The sequence below is a fragment of the Streptomyces sp. NBC_01808 genome (genome assembly GCF_035917395.1).
Classification (GTDB): domain Bacteria; phylum Actinomycetota; class Actinomycetes; order Streptomycetales; family Streptomycetaceae; genus Streptomyces.
This window is the reverse complement of record NZ_CP109072.1, coordinates 650888-667977: the sequence shown is the minus strand read 5'-3', so window position 1 is coordinate 667977 and position 17090 is coordinate 650888. Positions and strand designations below refer to the sequence as shown.

General features: G+C 75.0%; 16 protein-coding genes. 8 read left to right on the top strand and 8 right to left on the bottom strand.

Features of this window, described 5'->3' with window-relative positions; all coding sequences use genetic code 11:
• Window positions 1–94: 94 nt before the first annotated feature.
• On the bottom strand, window positions 95–1861 hold the full coding sequence (locus OG946_RS02580; protein WP_326794529.1) for a substrate-binding and VWA domain-containing protein: 1767 nt from the start codon (window positions 1859–1861) through the stop codon (window positions 95–97).
• Between the two features lie 121 nt (window positions 1862–1982).
• Here OG946_RS02580 and OG946_RS02575 point away from each other — a divergent pair, with 121 nt between their 5' ends.
• The 3 genes from OG946_RS02575 to OG946_RS02565 all read left to right on the top strand — a co-directional run bounded on the left by OG946_RS02575 (window position 1983) and on the right by OG946_RS02565 (window position 4210).
• Entirely contained in the window at window positions 1983–2726 is a 744-nt protein-coding gene (locus OG946_RS02575) for a CPBP family intramembrane glutamic endopeptidase (protein ID WP_326800122.1), read from the top strand.
• 117 nt (window positions 2727–2843) lie between these two features.
• Window positions 2844–3359, top strand: coding sequence for a lytic polysaccharide monooxygenase auxiliary activity family 9 protein (locus OG946_RS02570; protein WP_326794528.1), 516 nt, complete (start codon window positions 2844–2846; stop codon window positions 3357–3359).
• A gap of 296 nt (window positions 3360–3655) precedes the next feature.
• The gene (locus tag OG946_RS02565) at window positions 3656–4210 is read left to right on the top strand and encodes a PadR family transcriptional regulator (RefSeq protein ID WP_326794527.1); all 555 of its coding nucleotides are present in this window, start codon (window positions 3656–3658) and stop codon (window positions 4208–4210) included.
• Between the two features lie 55 nt (window positions 4211–4265).
• Here OG946_RS02565 and OG946_RS02560 read toward each other — a convergent pair whose 3' ends face one another.
• Window positions 4266–5042 (bottom strand): DUF4232 domain-containing protein, encoded by a 777-nt coding sequence (locus tag OG946_RS02560; protein WP_326794526.1) that lies wholly within the window; start codon window positions 5040–5042, stop codon window positions 4266–4268.
• 190 nt (window positions 5043–5232) lie between these two features.
• On the opposite strand from OG946_RS02560, the gene OG946_RS02555 reads away from it, so the two are divergent.
• Window positions 5233–6282, top strand: a complete 1050-nt coding sequence (locus tag OG946_RS02555) for an EamA family transporter (RefSeq protein WP_326794525.1) — start codon at window positions 5233–5235, stop codon at window positions 6280–6282.
• Here OG946_RS02555 and OG946_RS02550 read toward each other — a convergent pair.
• A complete protein-coding gene (locus tag OG946_RS02550) occupies window positions 6264–6935 on the bottom strand; it encodes a pyridoxamine 5'-phosphate oxidase family protein (protein WP_326794524.1) in 672 nt (223 codons plus the stop codon). The genes OG946_RS02555 and OG946_RS02550 overlap by 19 nt on opposite strands.
• 105 nt (window positions 6936–7040) lie before the next feature.
• On the opposite strand from OG946_RS02550, the gene OG946_RS02545 reads away from it, so the two are divergent.
• Window positions 7041–8372, top strand: a complete 1332-nt coding sequence (locus OG946_RS02545; protein ID WP_326794523.1) for an aminotransferase class I/II-fold pyridoxal phosphate-dependent enzyme — start codon at window positions 7041–7043, stop codon at window positions 8370–8372.
• Window positions 8373–8426: 54 nt separating this feature from the next.
• Here the strand turns inward: OG946_RS02545 and OG946_RS02540 are convergent, their stop codons facing one another.
• Window positions 8427–9398 carry a DMT family transporter gene (locus OG946_RS02540; RefSeq protein ID WP_326794522.1) on the bottom strand — a complete coding sequence of 324 codons (972 nt, stop codon included), beginning with the start codon at window positions 9396–9398 and terminating at the stop codon, window positions 8427–8429.
• Between the two features lie 74 nt (window positions 9399–9472).
• Here OG946_RS02540 and OG946_RS02535 point away from each other — a divergent pair, with 74 nt between their 5' ends.
• Window positions 9473–10372 carry a LysR family transcriptional regulator gene (locus OG946_RS02535; protein ID WP_326794521.1) on the top strand — a complete coding sequence of 300 codons (900 nt, stop codon included), beginning with the start codon at window positions 9473–9475 and terminating at the stop codon, window positions 10370–10372.
• 124 nt (window positions 10373–10496) lie between these two features.
• Here OG946_RS02535 and OG946_RS02530 read toward each other — a convergent pair whose 3' ends face one another.
• From OG946_RS02530 to OG946_RS02520, 3 genes are all read right to left on the bottom strand, one after another.
• Window positions 10497–10958 (bottom strand): Rieske (2Fe-2S) protein, encoded by a 462-nt coding sequence (locus tag OG946_RS02530; RefSeq protein WP_326794520.1) that lies wholly within the window; start codon window positions 10956–10958, stop codon window positions 10497–10499.
• A 79-nt stretch (window positions 10959–11037) separates the two neighbouring features.
• A complete protein-coding gene (locus tag OG946_RS02525; protein ID WP_326794519.1) occupies window positions 11038–13131 on the bottom strand; it encodes a S9 family peptidase in 2094 nt (697 codons plus the stop codon).
• A gap of 118 nt (window positions 13132–13249) precedes the next feature.
• Window positions 13250–14086: a helix-turn-helix domain-containing protein gene (locus OG946_RS02520; RefSeq protein ID WP_326794518.1), complete on the bottom strand. Its 837-nt coding sequence runs from the start codon at window positions 14084–14086 to the stop codon at window positions 13250–13252.
• 216 nt (window positions 14087–14302) lie between these two features.
• Here OG946_RS02520 and OG946_RS02515 point away from each other — a divergent pair, with 216 nt between their 5' ends.
• A complete protein-coding gene (locus OG946_RS02515) occupies window positions 14303–15448 on the top strand; it encodes an MBL fold metallo-hydrolase (RefSeq protein WP_326794517.1) in 1146 nt (381 codons plus the stop codon).
• Window positions 15449–15476: 28 nt separating this feature from the next.
• Here OG946_RS02515 and OG946_RS02510 read toward each other — a convergent pair whose 3' ends face one another.
• Complete coding sequence (locus OG946_RS02510) at window positions 15477–16487, bottom strand: DUF5954 family protein (protein ID WP_326794516.1); 1011 nt, start codon at window positions 16485–16487, stop codon at window positions 15477–15479.
• A 166-nt stretch (window positions 16488–16653) separates the two neighbouring features.
• On the opposite strand from OG946_RS02510, the gene OG946_RS02505 reads away from it, so the two are divergent.
• A complete protein-coding gene (locus OG946_RS02505; RefSeq protein ID WP_326794515.1) occupies window positions 16654–17079 on the top strand; it encodes a nuclear transport factor 2 family protein in 426 nt (141 codons plus the stop codon).
• The last annotated feature ends 11 nt before the right edge of the window (window positions 17080–17090 follow it).

Here is a 17090-nt window from a genome sequence, read left to right as displayed (position 1 = left end):
GGCGCGGCGGCGGCGGGCCGGGCGCGTAGGCCGGTGCGTCGGCGCGTACGGCCTGCGCCGCGGGCCGTACGGGCCGCGCCCCGGCCCGTACGGCTCAGGACAGCGCCGCCTTCGCGCCGGCGTCCGTCACCGCCCGCAGCAGCACCGCGTGGATCTCCTTCGGGTCCGTCACCCGGTACGACTCGCCCCCGACGGCCTCCGCGATCCGCCCGCACGCCTCGATGTCCGCGTCCGGGCCGATGCCGATCGCGATCAGGCCCACCGGCCGCTCCGGGTCCGCGGCGTCGCGCAGCCGCGCGGCGAGGTCCGCGGCGGAGATGCTGCCCGGGTCCTCGTTGGCGCCGTCGGTGAGCAGCACGACCGCGTTGAAGCGGCCCGGCGCGTACTCCTTGACCTGCCGCTCGTACGCCGCAAGCGCCGTGTCGTACAGGCCCGTCGCGCCGTCCGGCACCGGCTGGAGGCCGCCGAAGGCGCTCGCGAGAAGCTCGCGGTGGCTGGCGCCGTCGTCGGTGCGCTGGGCCAGCCGCGTGGTGCCGGTGACCTCCTCGTAGTCCTGCTCGCCTTCGAGCCGGGTGGAGAACCGCCACAGGCCGATCTCGTCCTCGCCGGTGAACTGGGAGAGCGCCTGGATGAGCGCGTTCTTCGTGACGTCCATCCGGGTCTGCCCGGCCTCGCCGGGGACCAGCTCGCCCATCGAGCCGGAGACATCGACCACGGTCGTCAGCCGGGCACTCTGCACCGTGACGGTCCACATGCCGAGGACCGAGGCGATCTCGTCGGGGGCCGGCGGTTCGGCGGGCGGCGCGTCGAAGGGCTGCGGGGCGGCACCGCCGGCGGCCATCGCGAGGTCGGCGTCGAGGCGCCCCTCGGGGGAGCGGAAGCCTTCGCGGCGCAGCATGTCGGTGGTCTTGGCATCGGTCAGGAGCCGCTGGAAGCGGCTGGCGGCGCGGACCCGGTCCATCGCCATGGCGTCGTTGTCGACGATCGCGTACGGGTAGTCGAGCGCGACCGTGCCGCCCTCCGGGTAGAACATGTCGAGCCGCCCGCCGGTGCTCGCGCCCGCGTTGTGGTGGAACGCGGCCTGCTCGGAGAGGAAGAGCGCGTCGTTGTCCTTCGGGTCGTCGAGACCGGAGTCCGGGAGGGACGCCAGCACCGCCGTGTCGCCGGGCTCGACGCGCTCGGAGAGCAGCTTGGCGGTCGCGGCGGTACGGGTGTCCGCGTCCTTGCCGCCGGCGCGGTGCATCGCCGTCAGCGCGAGCGCGCCGGTGGCGCTCACGGCCGGGTCGGCGGTGCCGAGACGCAGGCCGGCGCCCTCGCCCAGCGCGGCGTCCGTCAGCTCGGCCCAGCCGTACGTCTTCTCCGGCCAGCCGAGTTTGCGGGCGCCGTCCCGGAGAGCGGCCATCCCGACGGGTGAGCTGGCCAGCCGGGTCACCTCGTCGATGCTCGCGACCCCGCCGCCGGCGGTGACCATGCCGGTCCAGATGCTGGAGTCGGGTATCCAGACCTGGAAGTCGGGCCGGGTGTCCTTGCTGCGCAGCGACTGGGCGACCTCGGCGGCGGGCCGCGCGCTCACCTCGATGTCCAGGCAGCGGCCGTCCGACTTCAGCTCCGCGGCGCGGGCGCGCTCGGCGGTCTTGCGGACGACGGGGGCGATGTCGGGCGAGGCGACGACGGCGAGTTCGAGGTCCGTACCCGCGCACGGGTCGTCCTGCGGCAGCAGCCCGGCCTGCACGGCGACCACCGCCCCGGCGCCGATCGCCAGGACGAGGGCGGTCGCGATGACCACCGTGCGGCCCCGTACGCTGCGCCGCAGCACGGCTTCGTCCGTTCCGTACGCATCGGGCAAGCTGTGTCGTCCCATGGTCGTCCCCCCGGACAGCCGCATATTGGTCACGTGTTTTTCCGCGACCCTAGCGACACGGTGGGGCCCATGGGGAGGGATTGACCAATTGGAGGAGCGAGTGCAGGACCAGTCCCGCCGGATGCTGAGCGGCGAAACGCTGCTGGTGCTGGCGCTGTCCCTGGGGGCGAGCGCGGTCTCGGCCCTGATCAGCTTCATTGGCTCGGTGACCCGGTCCGGCGGGCTGAAGGAGCAGTCGGCCAACCTCAACTCCTCTGCCGCGCCCGGGCGTCCGTGGCTGGATCTCGCGTGGCAGCTCTTCGGGATCACGACCGCGCTGGTTCCGGTGGCGCTCGTGGCGTACCTGCTGGTGCGCGAGCGCGCGGGCGGGCTGAGCGCGGTGGGCTTCGACCATCGGCGGCCGGGCTTCGACCTGGGCTGGGGCGCGGCCGTGGCGGCGGTGGTCGGCGGTACGGGGCTGGCGTTCTACCTGGGCGCGCGGGCGGCGGGGTTCAACCTGACCGTCGTACCGGAGTCGCTGCCGGACGTGTGGTGGAAGATCCCGGTGCTGATCCTCTCCGCGGTGCAGAACTCCGTGGTGGAGGAGGTCATCGTCGTCGGCTATCTGCTGCGCCGGCTGGACCAGCTGGGCTGGACCCCGAAGGCGTCGCTGGCGGCCAGCTCGCTGCTGCGCGGGACGTACCACCTGTACCAGGGGATCGGCGGCTTCATCGGCAATGCGGTGATGGGCGTGCTGTTCGTCCTGCTGTACCGGCGGTGGGGGCGGGTCGGGCCGCTGGTGGCGGCGCACGCCTTCATCGACATCGTGGCGTTCGTGGGGTACGCGCTGCTGGCGGGGAAGGTGGGGTGGCTGCCTACGGAATGAACGACTCCGGCCCGGTGGGCCGTTGTCGGCGGCCAATTCTCCCTGCTCCACAGTCTTGACGGTGGTCTGACAATAGATAAAGTCTAGACCAATGCCCCCCATGCAGGGAGAGACAAGATGCGCAGTCTCAAAAAGCGTGCAGCGATCGTCGCCGCGACGGTGACCCCGTTGGTCGTCCTCGCCCTCCCGGCCCCGCAGGCGAGCGCACACGGCTGGATCACCTCGCCCCCGAGCCGGCAGCAGCAGTGCAAAGCGGGCACGGTCTCGTGTGGTCAGATCCAGTGGGAGCCGCAGAGCGTCGAGGGCCCCAAGGGTCTGACGAGCTGTCACGGCGGCAACAGCCGGTTCGCCGAGCTCAACGACGACAGCAAGGGCTGGGCGGTCACCGACATCAGCAGGACCCAGTCGTTCAACTGGCAGATCACCGCCAACCACCGCACGAGCACGTGGCAGTACTTCGTCGGCGGTCAGAAGGTCGCGGAGTTCAACGACGGCGGCGCACAGCCGCCCTCGCAGTTCAGCCACACGGTCAACTTCGGCAACATCACCGGCCGGCAGAAGGTCCTGGCCGTGTGGAACGTGTACGACACCTCAAACGCCTTCTACGCCTGCATCGACGTCAACATCCGCTGACGCCGAGCGGCCCGTAACGGCAGCAGTAGACCCCCGGGGAGCGACCGGCCCCCGGGGGTTCGGTGTGTCCCGGGGTGCCGCTGGTGGAGCCGCTGAGCCTGGACGTCGGGTTCGGCGCTTCCAGGGCGCCCGCCGAGGCCGGCGCCGGCTCACCCGTCACCGGGAGCGCATGTTGCATGCGGATTCGGCGAGACGCCCTCACCTGCTCCGGGCGGCGGATTGCTTTGCGAGTGTTGGCGATATATCGTTGACGTGTCGCAATCGATCGTAGAAGAAATCTGGAAGAGGTGATGACCATGGGATCCCATGGACACGGATACGGCCCGCGTGGCGGGCGGCGCTCGGCCTTCGGGGGGTTCGGGCCGCCGTTCGGGCCGCCCTTCGGGCGGGGGCGTGGAGGGCCGCGGGGGCGGGCTCGGCGGGGGGATGTGCGGGCGTCGATCCTGGCGTTGCTCAAGGACCGGGACATGCACGGGTACGAGATGATCCAGGAGATCTCCGAGCGCAGTGGCGGGGCCTGGAAACCCAGTCCCGGCTCGGTGTATCCGACGCTGCAACTGCTGGAGGACGAGGGGCTGATCGTCAGCGCCACGGAGGGCGGGAAGAAGCAGTTCTCGCTCACCGGCGCCGGCCGCGAGGAGGCCGAGTCCGGACCCGAGGCGCCCTGGGAGGACGCCGGGCGCGGGGTCGACTGGGAGGCGCTGCAGGAGGTCCGGCAGTCGGGCTTCGCGCTTGCCGAGGCGTTTCGGCAGGTGTACACCACGGGCACTCCCGAGCAGCGCCAGGAGGCGCTGGCCGTCGTCAACGACGCCCGGAAGAAGCTCTACCTGATCCTCGCCGAGGAGAACTGAGCCCCGGCGCCCGGTTCGGCCGGCCGGGCGCCGCGGCTCAGCCGCGCAGGAGCCGTCAGCGCGCCGGGCCCGCTCCCTTCGCCAGCGGCAGCGACTCGATGCGGCCCGCGTCGCAGACCTCGCCCAGCGGCCACGCGGTGTCCGTGTGGTGGTACGTGTCCGGCGGGATGACCTGCAGCTCCGCCGGCTTCGGGCGGCAGGCGCCGGTCGTGTTGTCCGAGCCGCTTGCCACCACCGTCCAGTGCAGCCGGCTCCACGCCGAGGCGCCGGGGGCGAGCGTCTGCATCGACGGGGTGCGGCTGCTGTCCCGTACCACCGTGGTCGGGACCTTCGTGCCGTCGGCCCTGACGAGTTGCAGGCCCGTCCAGCCGCGGGTGCGGCAGGTGGCGTCCGAGTCGTTGGTGAGGACGAGCGCCGCGTAGCGGTTGCCCGCCGCCGAGTTGAGCGGGCGTACGGAGGCCGCCAGGTCGCCCGTACGGCACCACGGGGCCGCCGCCGAATCGCCGGCCGCCGCCTTCGGTTCGGTCTTCGGCTCCGCCTTCGGCGGCTCCACGGCCGCGTCTTCGTCCGTCTTTCCGTCCGCCGCCTCGCCGGCTGTCTTCTCCGGTTCTGCGCCGTCCTTCGCGGGCGCGTCCTGCTCCGCCCCGTCCCCGTTCCGCGCACTGTCGTTCCCGTCGGCGCTCTGCGCCGGCAGGGGCTTGGGGTTGCCCGCGTTGTCCGCGTCGCCGGCAGCTCCGTCGGAGCTCGCGCCGCAGCCTGCGGCCAGCAGCCCCGCCGCCGCGAGGGCGGCGAGGGCGATGCGGGTGCGGGCGCGGCCGGGCTGTCGTCTCATGTCTTCCCCCTGGCTGCTCGGAGTGACCAGATCGTGGGGTGTCGGTCGTTGGACCCGGGCGGGGAGCGATCGGTTCCACCGAGTGGATGCCCGCGTGCGGGGGGCAGGATACGCGGTCTGCGCCCGCGCGCCTCATGTCAGTAGCAATGAAGAATGACACTCATGTACGGCCGCTGACATAATCGCCCGCATGCAGCAGTCATTCGACAGGCGCGCCGGGCTCGGGCTCGCGCTGGCCTCCGCGCTCGCGTTCGGCGGTTCCGGGGTGGCGGCGAAGCCGCTCATCGAGCAGGGCATGGACTCGCTGCACGTGGTGTGGCTGCGTATCGCCGGGGCCGCGCTGGTGCTGCTGCCGCTCGCCTGGCGGCACCGCGCGCTGGTACGGGAGCGTCCTGCGCTGCTCGCCGGGTTCGGCGTGCTCGCGGTCGCCGGCGTGCAGGCGTTCTACTTCGCGGCCATCGCCCGGATCCCGGTGGGGGTGGGGCTGCTCATCGAGTTCTTCGGTCCCGCGCTGGTGCTGGGCTGGGTGCGGTTCGTCCAGCGGCGGCCGGTCACCCGGCAGGCGGCGGTCGGTGTGCTGTTCGCGGTCACCGGGCTGGCCTGCGTGGTCGAGGTCTGGGCCGGCCTCGGCTTCGACGCGCTCGGGCTGCTCCTCGCCTTCGGCGCGGCCTGCTGCCAGTGCGCGTACTTCGTCCTCGCCGGGCACGGCACCGACTCCGCCGACGGCAAGGCGCCGGACCCGCTGGGCGTCATCGCGTACGGGCTGATCGTCGGCGCCGTCGTGCTCACCCTCGTCTCCCGGCCCTGGAACCTGGAGTGGTCGCTGCTCGGCGAACGCGCGGAACTCGGCGGCATGCGGCCGCCGGCCTGGACGCTGATCGTCTGGATCGTCCTGGTCACGACCGTGCTGGCGTATCTGTTCGGCGTCCTCGCGGTGCGCCGGCTCTCGCCGCCGGTGGCGGGGGTCGTCGCGTGTCTGGAGGCGGTCGTCGCGTCGGTGCTGGCGTGGGTACTGCTGTCTGAGCACCTGGGCGCGGCGCAGATCGTGGGCGGTGCGCTGGTGCTGATCGGCGCGTTCACCGCGCAACTGGCGGCGCCCGCGCCGGGTTCCGGCGAGCGTGGCGAGCCGGTCGCCGGGAATGTGCCGCGGCTGCGTGAGGCCGGCGGGGAGCCGTCCGGCGACGCGCCCGCGGCATCCACCGCCGACGCGCCGCCGCCCGGTCAGCCAGCGGGCAGGTAGCCGGGCGGCTCGACGCCCGGCGCGAGGTCGTCGGCCGGTACGGGTGCGCCGTACACGGGCGCGACGGGCACCACCCCCGTCCAGTACGGCAGTTCCAGGTCCTCCGGCTCGTCCCCGGGACCGCCGGTGCGCGTCTTGACCGAGACCTCCTCGATGGCGAGCCGGAGCACCGCCGTCTTGGCCAGTTCCTTGGCGTTCGCGCGCCGGGAGTCGTCAGCCCGGCCGGGGACGATGTGGTCGACGATCGCGTCGAGGGCCATGGTCCGCTCGTCGTGGTCGGTCACGGCGTAAGCGTCGCCGTGCAGCATCGCGGAGCGGTAGTTGATCGAGTGGTGGAACGCGGAGCGGGCCAGCACCAGCCCGTCCACGTGCGTGACCGTCAGGCAGACCGGCAGCCCGGCGTCCTCGGCCCGCCCGGCGGTACGCAGCGGGCGGGAGCCGGTGGAGCCGTGCACGTACACCTGCTCGCCGACGCGCGCGTAGAGCGTGGGCAGGACGACGGGGCGGCCGTCGCGGACGAAGCCGAGGTGGCAGACGTAGCCGGCGTCGAGCACGGAGTGCACCACTTCGCGGTCGTACGACGCGCGCTCGCGGGAGCGCGTCGGCACGGTGCGGTCGGTGGGGCGGTAGGCGGCGGGGGGCGTGGTGGACACGGGCGGCTCCCTCTGTGCTCGGCGGTGCTCGGTGGTACGTGCCGCCGGCTGTGCGGCGGCGGTGTCGAGTTGCGGTCCTTATTGCACTAGTGCAATATATACTTTGTGCTAGGAGAGTATCGGATCGAAGGCCGGGGCGCAGCAGAGATCTCCGCCAGCATCGAGCGCGCCATCGGCGCCGGTGCGCTGCAGCCCGGCGCCCCGCTGCCGCCGCTGCGCGCGCTGGCGGCGGAGCTGGCGGTCAACCCGAACACGGTGGCCGCCGCGTACCGGATGCTGCGCGAGCGCGGCGTCGTCGAGACCGCGGGCCGGCGCGGCACCCGCGTGCGTGCCCGCCCCGCCACCGCGCCCCGCGAGCAGATCAGCGTCGCCGTCCCGCCCGGCGCCCGTGACCTGTCCACCGGCAACCCCGACCCCGCACTGCTGCCCCCGCTCGCCGGTGCCCTCGCCGCCGCGGCCGCCCGGCACGCCACGTCCCCCGTGCTCTACGGCGACGAGGGCGTCGCCCCCGAGCTGGCCCGCCTGGCCCGCGCCGACTTCGACGCCGACGGCGTGCCGCCGGGACCCGTCGCCGTCACCTCCGGCTCGCTGGACGCGATCGAGCGCGCGCTCGCCGCCCATCTGCGCCCCGGCGACGCGGTCGCGGTCGAGGACCCCGCCTGGGGCAGCCTGCTCGACCTCGTGCCCGCGCTCGGCCTGCGGCCCGTGCCGGTCGAGCTGGACGACGAAGGGCCACTGCCGGAGCGGGCCGCGGCGGCGCTGGCCTCCGGCGCGCGCGCCCTCGTCGTGACCTCCCGCGCGCAGAACCCGACCGGCGCCGCGCTCACCCCGGCGCGCGCCGCCGAACTGCGCGCCGTCCTCGCCCGGCATCCGGACGTGCTGCTCGTCGAGGACGACCACGGCCACGCGATCGTCGACCTGCCGTTCCAGCCGCTGGCCGGCGCCGCGCGGCACTGGCTCGCGGTGCGCTCCGCCGCCAAGGCGTACGGTCCCGACCTGCGGCTCGCGGTGCTCACCGGGGACCGGGTGACCGTGGACCGCGTCGAGGGCCGCCAGCGCCTCGGCCCCGGCTGGGTCAGCCGGCTGCTCCAGGACACGGTCGTCCACCTGCGCCGCAGCGGGATCCTTGACCCGGCGGGGGTCGCCCGCTCGTACGGCGAGCGGCGCGAGGCGCTGCTGACGGCGCTGCGGCGGCGCGGGGTCGAGGCCACCGGGCGCAGCGGTATGAACGTGTGGCTGCCCGTCCCCGACGAGACCTCCGCGGTCACCCAGCTCCTGCGGTCCGGCTGGGCGGCGGCACCCGGGGCCCGCTTCCGCCTCGCCTCGCCGCCCGGCATCCGGCTGACCGTCTCGCCGCTGGCGGGCGAGGACGTGGAGCCGCTGGCGGACGCGGTGGCGGCGGCGGTACGGCCCGTGCCCGGACGGCGGTGGGTCTGAGGGGCGTACGGGCTGCCCGTCCGGCGGGCGTACGCAACGCCCGTACGGACGCCGCTACCTCCGCTCCTCCCGCGGGCGGCTGCGCGAGAGCGCCGCGCCCGCCAGCACCACCCCCGCGCCCACCGGCGTGTTCCACGTCAGTTCCTCGCCGAGCAGCGCCACCCCCGCGGCGGTGGCGATGACGGGGATGACGTACGTGACCGTGTGCGCCGTCGTCGGCCCCACGTCCGCCACCAGCCCGTGCTGCACGAGCACCGCGAGCCCCGTGCCCAGTACCCCCAGCGTCATGACCGCCAGCAGCGGCCCGGCCGGGAACGCGGTCGGCGCCGAGGTGAACAGCGCGGTGGCCACGGCCAACTGGGCGGTGCCGAGGAGCAGTTGCGTGCCGGCGACCGACAGGTGGGAGTGCCCGAGGCCGGCGAGCGTGCGGCGGACGTAGATCCAGCCCACGGCGTAGCTGGCGGCGGCGAGCAGCGCGAGCACGGTGCCCAGCGGGTCCTGGCCGGTGAAGCCCCGCCACGCGCCGAGGACGGTCAGCACCCCGGCGAACCCGAGCCCGAGACCCGCGACCCGGCGGCGCGTCGGCCGGTCCTCCCGCAGCGCGACGAGGGCGAGCAGCATCGCCCACAGCGGCGAGGTGGCGTTGCAGATCCCGGCGAGCGAGGAGCTGATGTGCAGCTCGGCGTAGGCGAAGAGGGAGAAGGGCAGCGCGTTGACGAAGAACGCGGCCACCGCGATGTGCCCCCACGTACGGGCGCCGCGCGGCAGCCGCTCCCGGCGTACCGCGAGCGCGGCGACGAGGACGGCGGAGCCGAAGGCCATCCGGCCGAGCGTCACTTGCAGCGGGGCGAAGCCGTCGGTGCCGACCTTGATGAGCAGGAAGCTGAAACCCCAGACGACCGACAGGGCGGTGAAGCGGACGCGCCAGTCGAGGAACGCGCGCCGCGGCGCCCGGGCCGGGCCGGTGGCCGTGTCAGTTGGCGTGTCAGTTGCCGTGTCGGTGGCTGCTGCCGGTGCCGTGGTCATGGAGCTACGGTGAGCCACGCATTCCTCGTAGCACAAGCGAGACTTTATGGCACCTATCTCGTAGCATCACTTACATGTTGAACCTGGAACGGCTGCGTACCCTGGCCGCCGTCGCCCGGCACGGCTCCGTGAGCGCGGCGGCCGGGGGGCTGCACATCACCACCTCCGCCGTCTCCCAGCAGCTCGCCAAGCTGGAGCGGGAGACCGGGCAGCAGTTGCTCGCCAAGAACGGCCGCGGCATCCGCCTCACCGACGCAGGACGGCTGCTCGCCGAGCACGCCACCCGGATCCTGTCGCAGGTGGAGGCCGCGCAGTCCGAGCTGGAGGCGCACCGCGGGCGGCCCGTCGGGGAACTGGGGCTCGCGGCCTTTCCGACCGCCGCCCGCGGGCTCTTCCCCGCCGCGCTCGCAGCGCTGCGCCGCGACCATCCCGAGCTGCGGGTACGGATGCGGGAGCAGGAGCCGGACGAGACGGTGCCCGGCGTCATGCGCGGCGACCACGACCTCGGCGTCGTCCTGGACTGGTACAACAAACCCCTTCCGCTGCCGCCGGGACTGTCCCGGGCGCCGCTGCTCGACGACCGCGCGGACGTCGCCGTCCCGGAGGGGCACCCGCTCGCGGACCGCGCGGACGTGGTCTTGGAGGACTTCGCGGCGGACGACTGGATCTCCTGGCCGGAGAGCGAGTTCTGCCACGACTGGCTGGTGTTCACCCTGCGCGCCAAGGGCATCGAACCGCACATCGCGCACACCGCGGAGGAGCACCACACGCAACTCGCGCTCATCGCCGCCGGGCTCGGCGTGGCCGTCGCGCCGCGGCTGGGCCGCGGGGCGGTGCCCGCGGGGGTGCGCATCCTGCCCGTACGCGGCGCGATGCAGCGGCACATCTACGCGATCTGGCGCTCCGACGCCGACCGCCGGCCGTCCATCAGGGAGGCCGTACGCGCGCTGCAGGCGGCGGGCCGCGCCCTCTGAGCGGCGCCCGCGGGACGCTGTGAGCAGGGCGCCGCGAGCCGGGGCGCCGGGACCGGTGGCCGCCCCACCCGCGGCCGCCCGTCCCCGTACGCCACCGGTGCTCTGCCTTCTGCTCCGTGCGCCGTCAGCCCTGGCGCAGGACGTCCCCGTCCACCCGTACGTCCTCCGCCGGCAGCGGCTGCGTGGCCGGACCCTGCGCGACGCTGCCGTCCGCGATGGCGAACTTGCTGCCGTGACACGCGCAGTTGATCGTGCCGTCCTCGACGCTGCTGACCAGGCAGCCCAGGTGCGTACAGACCGCCGAGAACGCCTTGAACTCGCCCGGCTCCGGCTGTGTCACGACCACCTTCTGGTCCTTGAAGATCTTGCCGCCGCCCTCGGGCACCTCGCCCGTGGTGCCGAGCTGCGCGCCGTCCTCTTTGCCGCCTTCCTGCGGCCGCACCTCCGTGCTGCCGGAGTCGCCGGAGCCGCCGTCGCCCGGGTTGTCGCCGCAGGCGGCGAGCGCAGCGGTGAGGCCGCCGGCGCCGACGGCGGCCACGACGGTGCGGCGGGCGGTGAGCCGGGCCGGGTTGGGGGATTGCGTCATGGTGGGGCCCTTTCCTGGTGCGCCGGTCGCCCGCCTTGGGCCGGCGGGCCCGGCGTGCTGTTCGTGTGCCTCAGGCCCGTCATACGTACGCCGGGGGGTCGGTGTTCAGCTCCCGCCGCAGGAACGCCAGCTCGAACCGGAGGAGATTCTCTGCAATCGCGTCGTCGGAGACCATGTGCGACGCGCCGGGCACCGGGAGGACGCTGTGCGGCTTGCCCGCGGCCAGCAGCTCGCCGGACAGCCGCAGGGTGTGGGCCGCGACGACGTTGTCGTCCGCCAGGCCGTGGACAAACAGCAGGGGCCGGCGCAGCCGGTCGCTGAGCCCCACGAGCGACGAACGGTCGTAGTTCTCGGGGTACTTCTCGGGATGGCCGAGGAAGCGCTCCTGGTAGTGCGTGTCGTACAGCCGGGCGTCGGTGACGGGCGCGCCCGCGATGGCGGCGTGGAAGACGTCGGGCCGGGTGAGGACCGCCGCCGCGGCGAGGAAGCCGCCGAACGACCAGCCGCGGATGCCGACCCGGTCCAGGTCGAGGTCCGGATTGCCGGCCGCCGCCGCCTGCAGCCCCCGCACCTGGTCCGCGACGGCCTTGTCCCGCTTGTCCCCGGTGTTCATCCGCTCCCACGACGGCGCGCCGGGCGTGGCCCGCCCGTCGGTGACCAGCACCGCGAAGCCCTGCTCCGCGAACCACTGCGAGACCAGCGTCCACCACCCGCGCGCCGGCACCGCCAGCCGCAGCCCCGGCCCGCCGTACGGGTCGCACAGCACCGGCAGCGGGCCGTCGCCGGGGCTGTGCCACGACGGCAGGAACAGGTTGCTGCGCAGCCCCTCAGGACCGTCGAGGCGCTGCGGGCGGGGCCGGATCTCCGGCTCCTCGGCGCGGGAGGCCAGCGCCGCGGCCGGGCGGCCCGTGGCCAGCACCCGCGTCGCGGGACCGGCGGGCGTCACGCTCTCCAGCACCGTCGTCCCGCCGCCGGCGGCCGCCGTGTGGTGGCCCCGCTCCTCGGTCAGCGGCGTGCAGCCCGGCCCCGGTTCGTACGACCACACGTGCCGCTCCGCCGGGTCCTCGGCCGCCGTGAACAGCACCCGCTCGCCCGCCACCCCCAGCACCGCGCGCACCTGGAGCCCGGCGGGCGAGACGGGCTCGCCGTCGCGCAGGAGGCGGTACGTGTCCGTGGCGGTGTCGTTCGCGACCCGGAGCAGCGCGCCGGACGCGGTCCTGGCCGGGGTCCCCGGCACCAGCCGGGTCCAGTGCGCGTCGCGCGTCTCGGCGAGCACGCGGGTGTCGCCCGTGTCCGGGTCGGCGGCGAGCGTGAGCAGGGTGCGCTGGTCGCGGCTCTGCACGCCGAGGAGCGGGCCGTGGGCGTCCCAGCGGACGGTGGCCAGATACTCGTACGCCGCCCGGTCCCACCGCACCTCCGTACGGCGGCCGTCGAGCGTGACCACGTGCAGCGAGACGTCCGCGTTGGCCGTGCCGGCGACGGGGTAGCGCACGGTCCGCGGCTCGGCCGCCGGGTCCGCGGGGTCGGCGAGGTGCCAGCGACGCACCCCCGACTCGTCCACGCGCGCGACGAGCAGCGCGGCGCCGTCCGGGGCCCACCAGTGGCCGCGGTCGCGGTGCATCGACTCGGCGGCGACGTGCTCGGGCAGCCCGTACGTCACGTCGGGCCCCTCCGGGGCCGCGAGCTGCCGGCCGGCGCCGTCCGCGACGGTGGCGACGTGCAGCGCGCCACCGGTGACGTACGCGACGCGCGTGCCGTCGGGGGAGAGGCGCGGGTCGACGGCGGGCCCGGCGGCCGGCACCCGGAACGGCGCCGAGCCGTCGGTCCGTACCGCCCACAGCTCGCCGCCCAGCGCGAACACCGCGAGCCGCACGGCGGCGTCCGTCGTGTACGAGGTCACCCCCGACGTCCGCGTCCGCGCCCGCTCCCGCCGCACCCGCTCCGCCACGGGCTCCGTCCCGCCCGGCACCAGCCCGCCCGGATCCGCCAACTCCCGCTCCGCACCCCCCTCGTACAGCCACAGCCGCGCCACGGCATCCGTGCCGCTCCCGGTGCGCAGGAACAGCACGCGTTCGCCGTCCGGGGAGACGGTCACGCCGTGCGGCAGGCCGAGGGTGAACTTGCGGGTACGGGCGAGGTGGCGGGGGAACTCTGGCGAGGGGTTTGCGTTCATGCCGAGACCATGCCCATAGATCGGCCGCGGCCACCAGGGGTTTGCCCTTTGCGGCCGCACCTCACCGTGGGGCCGACGGGCAACCGCGGTGCGGACGGCGGCGCCGGCCGCGCGGCGTTCACGCCCCCCGGGGCGGGGCGGCGGCGGGTGCGAGGAGAGTGCGGAGACGGCCCGGGGGGAGTCCGGACTCGGCGCGTACGACGTGCGTCATGTGCGCCTGGTCGGCGAAGCCGAGTGCGGCCGCGAGGCCGCCGAGGTCGCGCTCGCCCGCGGCCAGGCGCTCCAGCGCCCGCGCGGCGCGGAGCCGGTTGCGGTAGCGGCTCAGCGTGGCGCCGGTCACCGCCCGGAACACCCGGCTGAGGTGGTGCGGCGAGCAGCCCAGCTCTGCGGCGAGGGCGAGCAGCCCGAGCCGCGGGTCCGCGGCCAGCGCCTCCCGGGCGCCGTCGGCGAGCCGCCGCCGGGCCGCGGCCGTGGCCGGAGCGCCGCTCGCCACCCGGCGCGCGTCGAGTTGCGCGAGCGCCGCCGCGGTCAGGGCGACGGCCGACTCGGCGGCGCCGAAGGAGTCCCCGGGGCCGCGGCCCGCGGACGCGCACAGCAGGCGGTGCCGCAGCGCCATCGCGGGCGTGGTGAACACCAGCCCCTCGGGTACGGCGGGGTCGCCGCCCAGCAGCGAGGCGAGTAGCGGCTCCGACGGGACCAGCTCGGTGTACCGGTCGGCGCCGCGCGGATGCGCGAACTGCTGCTCGCTGCCGAGCCGTTCGACGTACACCGACGCCGGGTCCATCGTCTGTTCCACGCCGTCCACCCGCGCCCGTACGACACCGTCGCGTACGAGGACGAGCCCGAAGACGTCCGCGGCGCGCAGGGGCGTCCACCCGGCGGGCGGATCGCCGCAGCGCACGTCGGCGACGCAGAGGTCGTCGGCGGTGACGAGCGGGTGCCGGATCACGGCCATGCGCTGAGCCTTGCACACGGGGTCGGGGATCGCGCACGAACTTACAAGCGCGGGCGGGGCGATGGGCGGAAGGGTTGCTGCCAGACGGTGCCCGCGGGGCGGCCGGCGGAGGAGGGAGCGGAGATGGGACGGACGTACGACGGGGGCGCGGGACCGGGGGCCGGGGTGGATGCGGGGGCCGGTGGGGGGAGCGCAGGAGCCGGTGGGGGGAGGCCCGTGCCGGGCGGCGAGGCGGCCGGTGGCGCGGGGGACCCGACGGGCGACGTGACCCGCGGGGCGGAGGGCTCGCGGGGAGGAGCGGCCGCCGTCGGCGTGTGGGGGCGCCGGCGGATGCTGCGGGGGGTGGGGGCGGTGGCCGCGGGGGCGGCCGCCGCCTCGGCGACAGGCGCTGCCGCCGCTGCCGCGCCCCGGTCGCGCCGCGTGCCTGCGGACGGTCCGGCCGCCGGTTCTGGTGCGTCCGGCCCCGCGTCGTCCGACCTCGCGTCCTCCGACCCGGGTTGGTCCCGCCCGGAGGCGTCCGGAGCGGCGCCCGCCTGGCCGGAGGTCGCCGGGGTGGCCGTGTGCCGGGCCGGGCGGTTCGAGGTGGTGGCGCTGCTCGACGCACACGGGACGTTCCCCCTGTCCCGTACGGACGCCTTCCCCGGCGCCTCCGCCGGTGCGTGGGCGGACGCGCGGCGCGTCGACCCGCGGGCGTTCGGGCCCGGCGACGCCTGGGAGCTGGACTTCCGCTGCTTCGCCGTACGGAGGCCCGGTGGCCGGGTCGTGCTCGTCGACTCCGGAATCGGCCCGGCCGGCAGCCCCGCCGCGAGCTGGGCGCCGGTGCCGGGACTGCTCCCCGGGCGGCTGGCCGCCGCCGGCATCGCGCCCGGCGACGTGGACGCCGTCGTCCTCAGCCACCTGCACGAGGACCACTACGGCTGGTCCGTCACCCCCGACGGCCGGCCCGCCTTCCCTCGCGCCCGCTACGTCGTCCAGGCCGCGGAACTCGCCGCCCTCGCCCCCGGCGACGCCGCGGTCAGGCACGCCGTCGACCCGCTGCGCGCCGCCGGGCGGCTCCACGTCGTCGACGGCGGCACCCGGCTGGCCGGCGGCCGCGGCGGCGCCGTGACGCTCGTACCGACGCCGGGACACACCCCCGGCCACCAGTCGGTGGTCGTGGACGGCGGCCGCCGGCAGATCGTCATCGCCGGCGACGTCCTCGTCCACGCGGTGCAGCTCGCCGATCCGGCCGTACGGTACTTCTTCGAGGAAGACCCCGGCCTGGCCCGCCGCACCCGGCGCCTGCTGCTGGAACGGGCCCGCGAGCGCGGCGCGGTGCTCGCCACGGCGCACCTGAACCGGCCGTTCGTACCGCTGGGCTGACGGCGTGCGGGCGGTCGCCCGTCTGCCCTCAGTTGGGGGTGACGGTGCCGTCCGCGTCCATGGTCGGATGGATCTGGCTCGGCCCGTAGTCGTCCACGTCCGAGGGGCGCGGTGTCTCAGGACCGTCGGCTCCGATACGCATCGTCCGCTCCACCCGCACGATCACGAACTTCCGCCCGCACACCTCGACTTCGTTGCCCCGGCGGCGCCGGCGGTAGGCGTCCGCGGCCCGCCGGCAGGCCGCCGCGTCCGCCTCGGGCGGGCCCATCGGCGGGGGGAAGCCGTGCTCGTTGGTGAGGAAGTCGGCCAGCAGGCGCCGCGCCTGCTGCGGCGTGGCGTGCTGGCAGCCGATCATCTCCCACGTCTTCTCGTGCTGCTCCAGCACCCGGAACGCCGGGGGGAGCATGACCACGTCCGGGTGGGAGACGACGGCCGCCGCGGAGTCATCGAGCACCTGGCGGGGAAAGCGCGGAGACGAGTACGAGTAGTCCTTCAGCGCCATCCGCAGGAGCGCTTCCGCCGGGCCGGTCGCGGCGTCGGGGTCGACGACGAAGCCCTCGGTGCGCGAGGGGGTGTCGTCGTCCTCCCAGCCGTCCGAGTCCGGGTCCGTCGGGCGCGGCGGCTCGGGGCGCCGGCCGTCGGTGCGGGTGAACTCGTCGGCCCGCACGATGCGGTGGCGGACGTCGCCGACCCTGACCTCGTCGACCGGCTCCCGCTCCAGCACCGCCACCGCGTCCAGCAGCCGGCGGCGCTGCTCGCGATCGCTGACCTTGTCCCGGGCGGTGAACCACAACTGCGAGTTGAGCGCGTCGCGGGCGTCCTGCGGCATGCCGGAGTCCATGTCGGAGCGCAGCCGCCAGCGCCGTGCGTCGCCGGTGCGCTGCTCGGCGACGCCGAACAGCGGGCCGCGTACCACTATGTACGGGTAGCGCATCGCGTACTGCGCGGCATCCGTTTCGGTGACGTGGCCGACCGGGTCGTCCGGGTCGGGGAGGCGGATGGTCACCCGCTGGGGCTCGCGGTCGGCGTTGTCGGGCATGTGCCTCAGTGTGCCCCACCCGTCACCAGAGAGTGACGGCTTTCGCCCGGGCGGCCCCCGAGGAGCGCGGCCGGCTGTAGGCTTCGCGCGGCATGCACGATGCTGCACCCTCCCGCGCAGCGAGTCCGGCGGCCCGCGGCGCCGCTGCGCGGACATGATCGTCGGCATGGACCGACTGGATGTCATCGACACCTGCACCCGTATGGCCTGGTACGCCGACCAGCGTGACTGGAACCGACTGGCCGGCGTCTTCGCCGACAACGTCACCCTCGACTACACCAGCCTCAACGGCGGCGAGCCCGCCGTCATGACCCCCGGCCAGATCGCCGACGGCTGGCGGGAACTGCTCGGCGCGTACGAGACCACCCAGCACCTGCTCGGCAACCACCTCGTCACCGTCACCGGTGCCTCGGCCGTGTGCACCGCGTCCTTCCAGGCGACGCACCGCAGGGCGGAGGCGTACGGCGGCTCGCTGTGGACGCTGGGCGGCACCTACCGCTTCGACCTCGTACGCACCGCCGGGGGCTGGCGGATCCACGGGATCGTCATGACCGCCCTGTGGGGCGACGGGAACCGCGGGCTGCTGTCGTGAGTGAGCCGGCC

Coding starts and splice junctions, on each gene's coding strand:
- OG946_RS02525 (WP_326794519.1), bottom strand. CDS start 13,131: ATGAACGCAAACCCCTCGCCAGAGTTCCCCCGCCACCTCGCCCGTACC.
- OG946_RS02580 (WP_326794529.1), bottom strand. CDS start 1,861: ATGGGACGACACAGCTTGCCCGATGCGTACGGAACGGACGAAGCCGTG.
- OG946_RS02510 (WP_326794516.1), bottom strand. CDS start 16,487: ATGCCCGACAACGCCGACCGCGAGCCCCAGCGGGTGACCATCCGCCTC.
- OG946_RS02570 (WP_326794528.1), top strand. CDS start 2,844: ATGCGCAGTCTCAAAAAGCGTGCAGCGATCGTCGCCGCGACGGTGACC.
- OG946_RS02505 (WP_326794515.1), top strand. CDS start 16,654: ATGGACCGACTGGATGTCATCGACACCTGCACCCGTATGGCCTGGTAC.
- OG946_RS02575 (WP_326800122.1), top strand. CDS start 1,983: ATGCTGAGCGGCGAAACGCTGCTGGTGCTGGCGCTGTCCCTGGGGGCG.
- OG946_RS02530 (WP_326794520.1), bottom strand. CDS start 10,958: ATGACGCAATCCCCCAACCCGGCCCGGCTCACCGCCCGCCGCACCGTC.
- OG946_RS02565 (WP_326794527.1), top strand. CDS start 3,656: ATGGGATCCCATGGACACGGATACGGCCCGCGTGGCGGGCGGCGCTCG.
- OG946_RS02535 (WP_326794521.1), top strand. CDS start 9,473: ATGTTGAACCTGGAACGGCTGCGTACCCTGGCCGCCGTCGCCCGGCAC.
- OG946_RS02560 (WP_326794526.1), bottom strand. CDS start 5,042: ATGAGACGACAGCCCGGCCGCGCCCGCACCCGCATCGCCCTCGCCGCC.
- OG946_RS02555 (WP_326794525.1), top strand. CDS start 5,233: ATGCAGCAGTCATTCGACAGGCGCGCCGGGCTCGGGCTCGCGCTGGCC.
- OG946_RS02520 (WP_326794518.1), bottom strand. CDS start 14,086: ATGGCCGTGATCCGGCACCCGCTCGTCACCGCCGACGACCTCTGCGTC.
- OG946_RS02540 (WP_326794522.1), bottom strand. CDS start 9,398: ATGACCACGGCACCGGCAGCAGCCACCGACACGGCAACTGACACGCCA.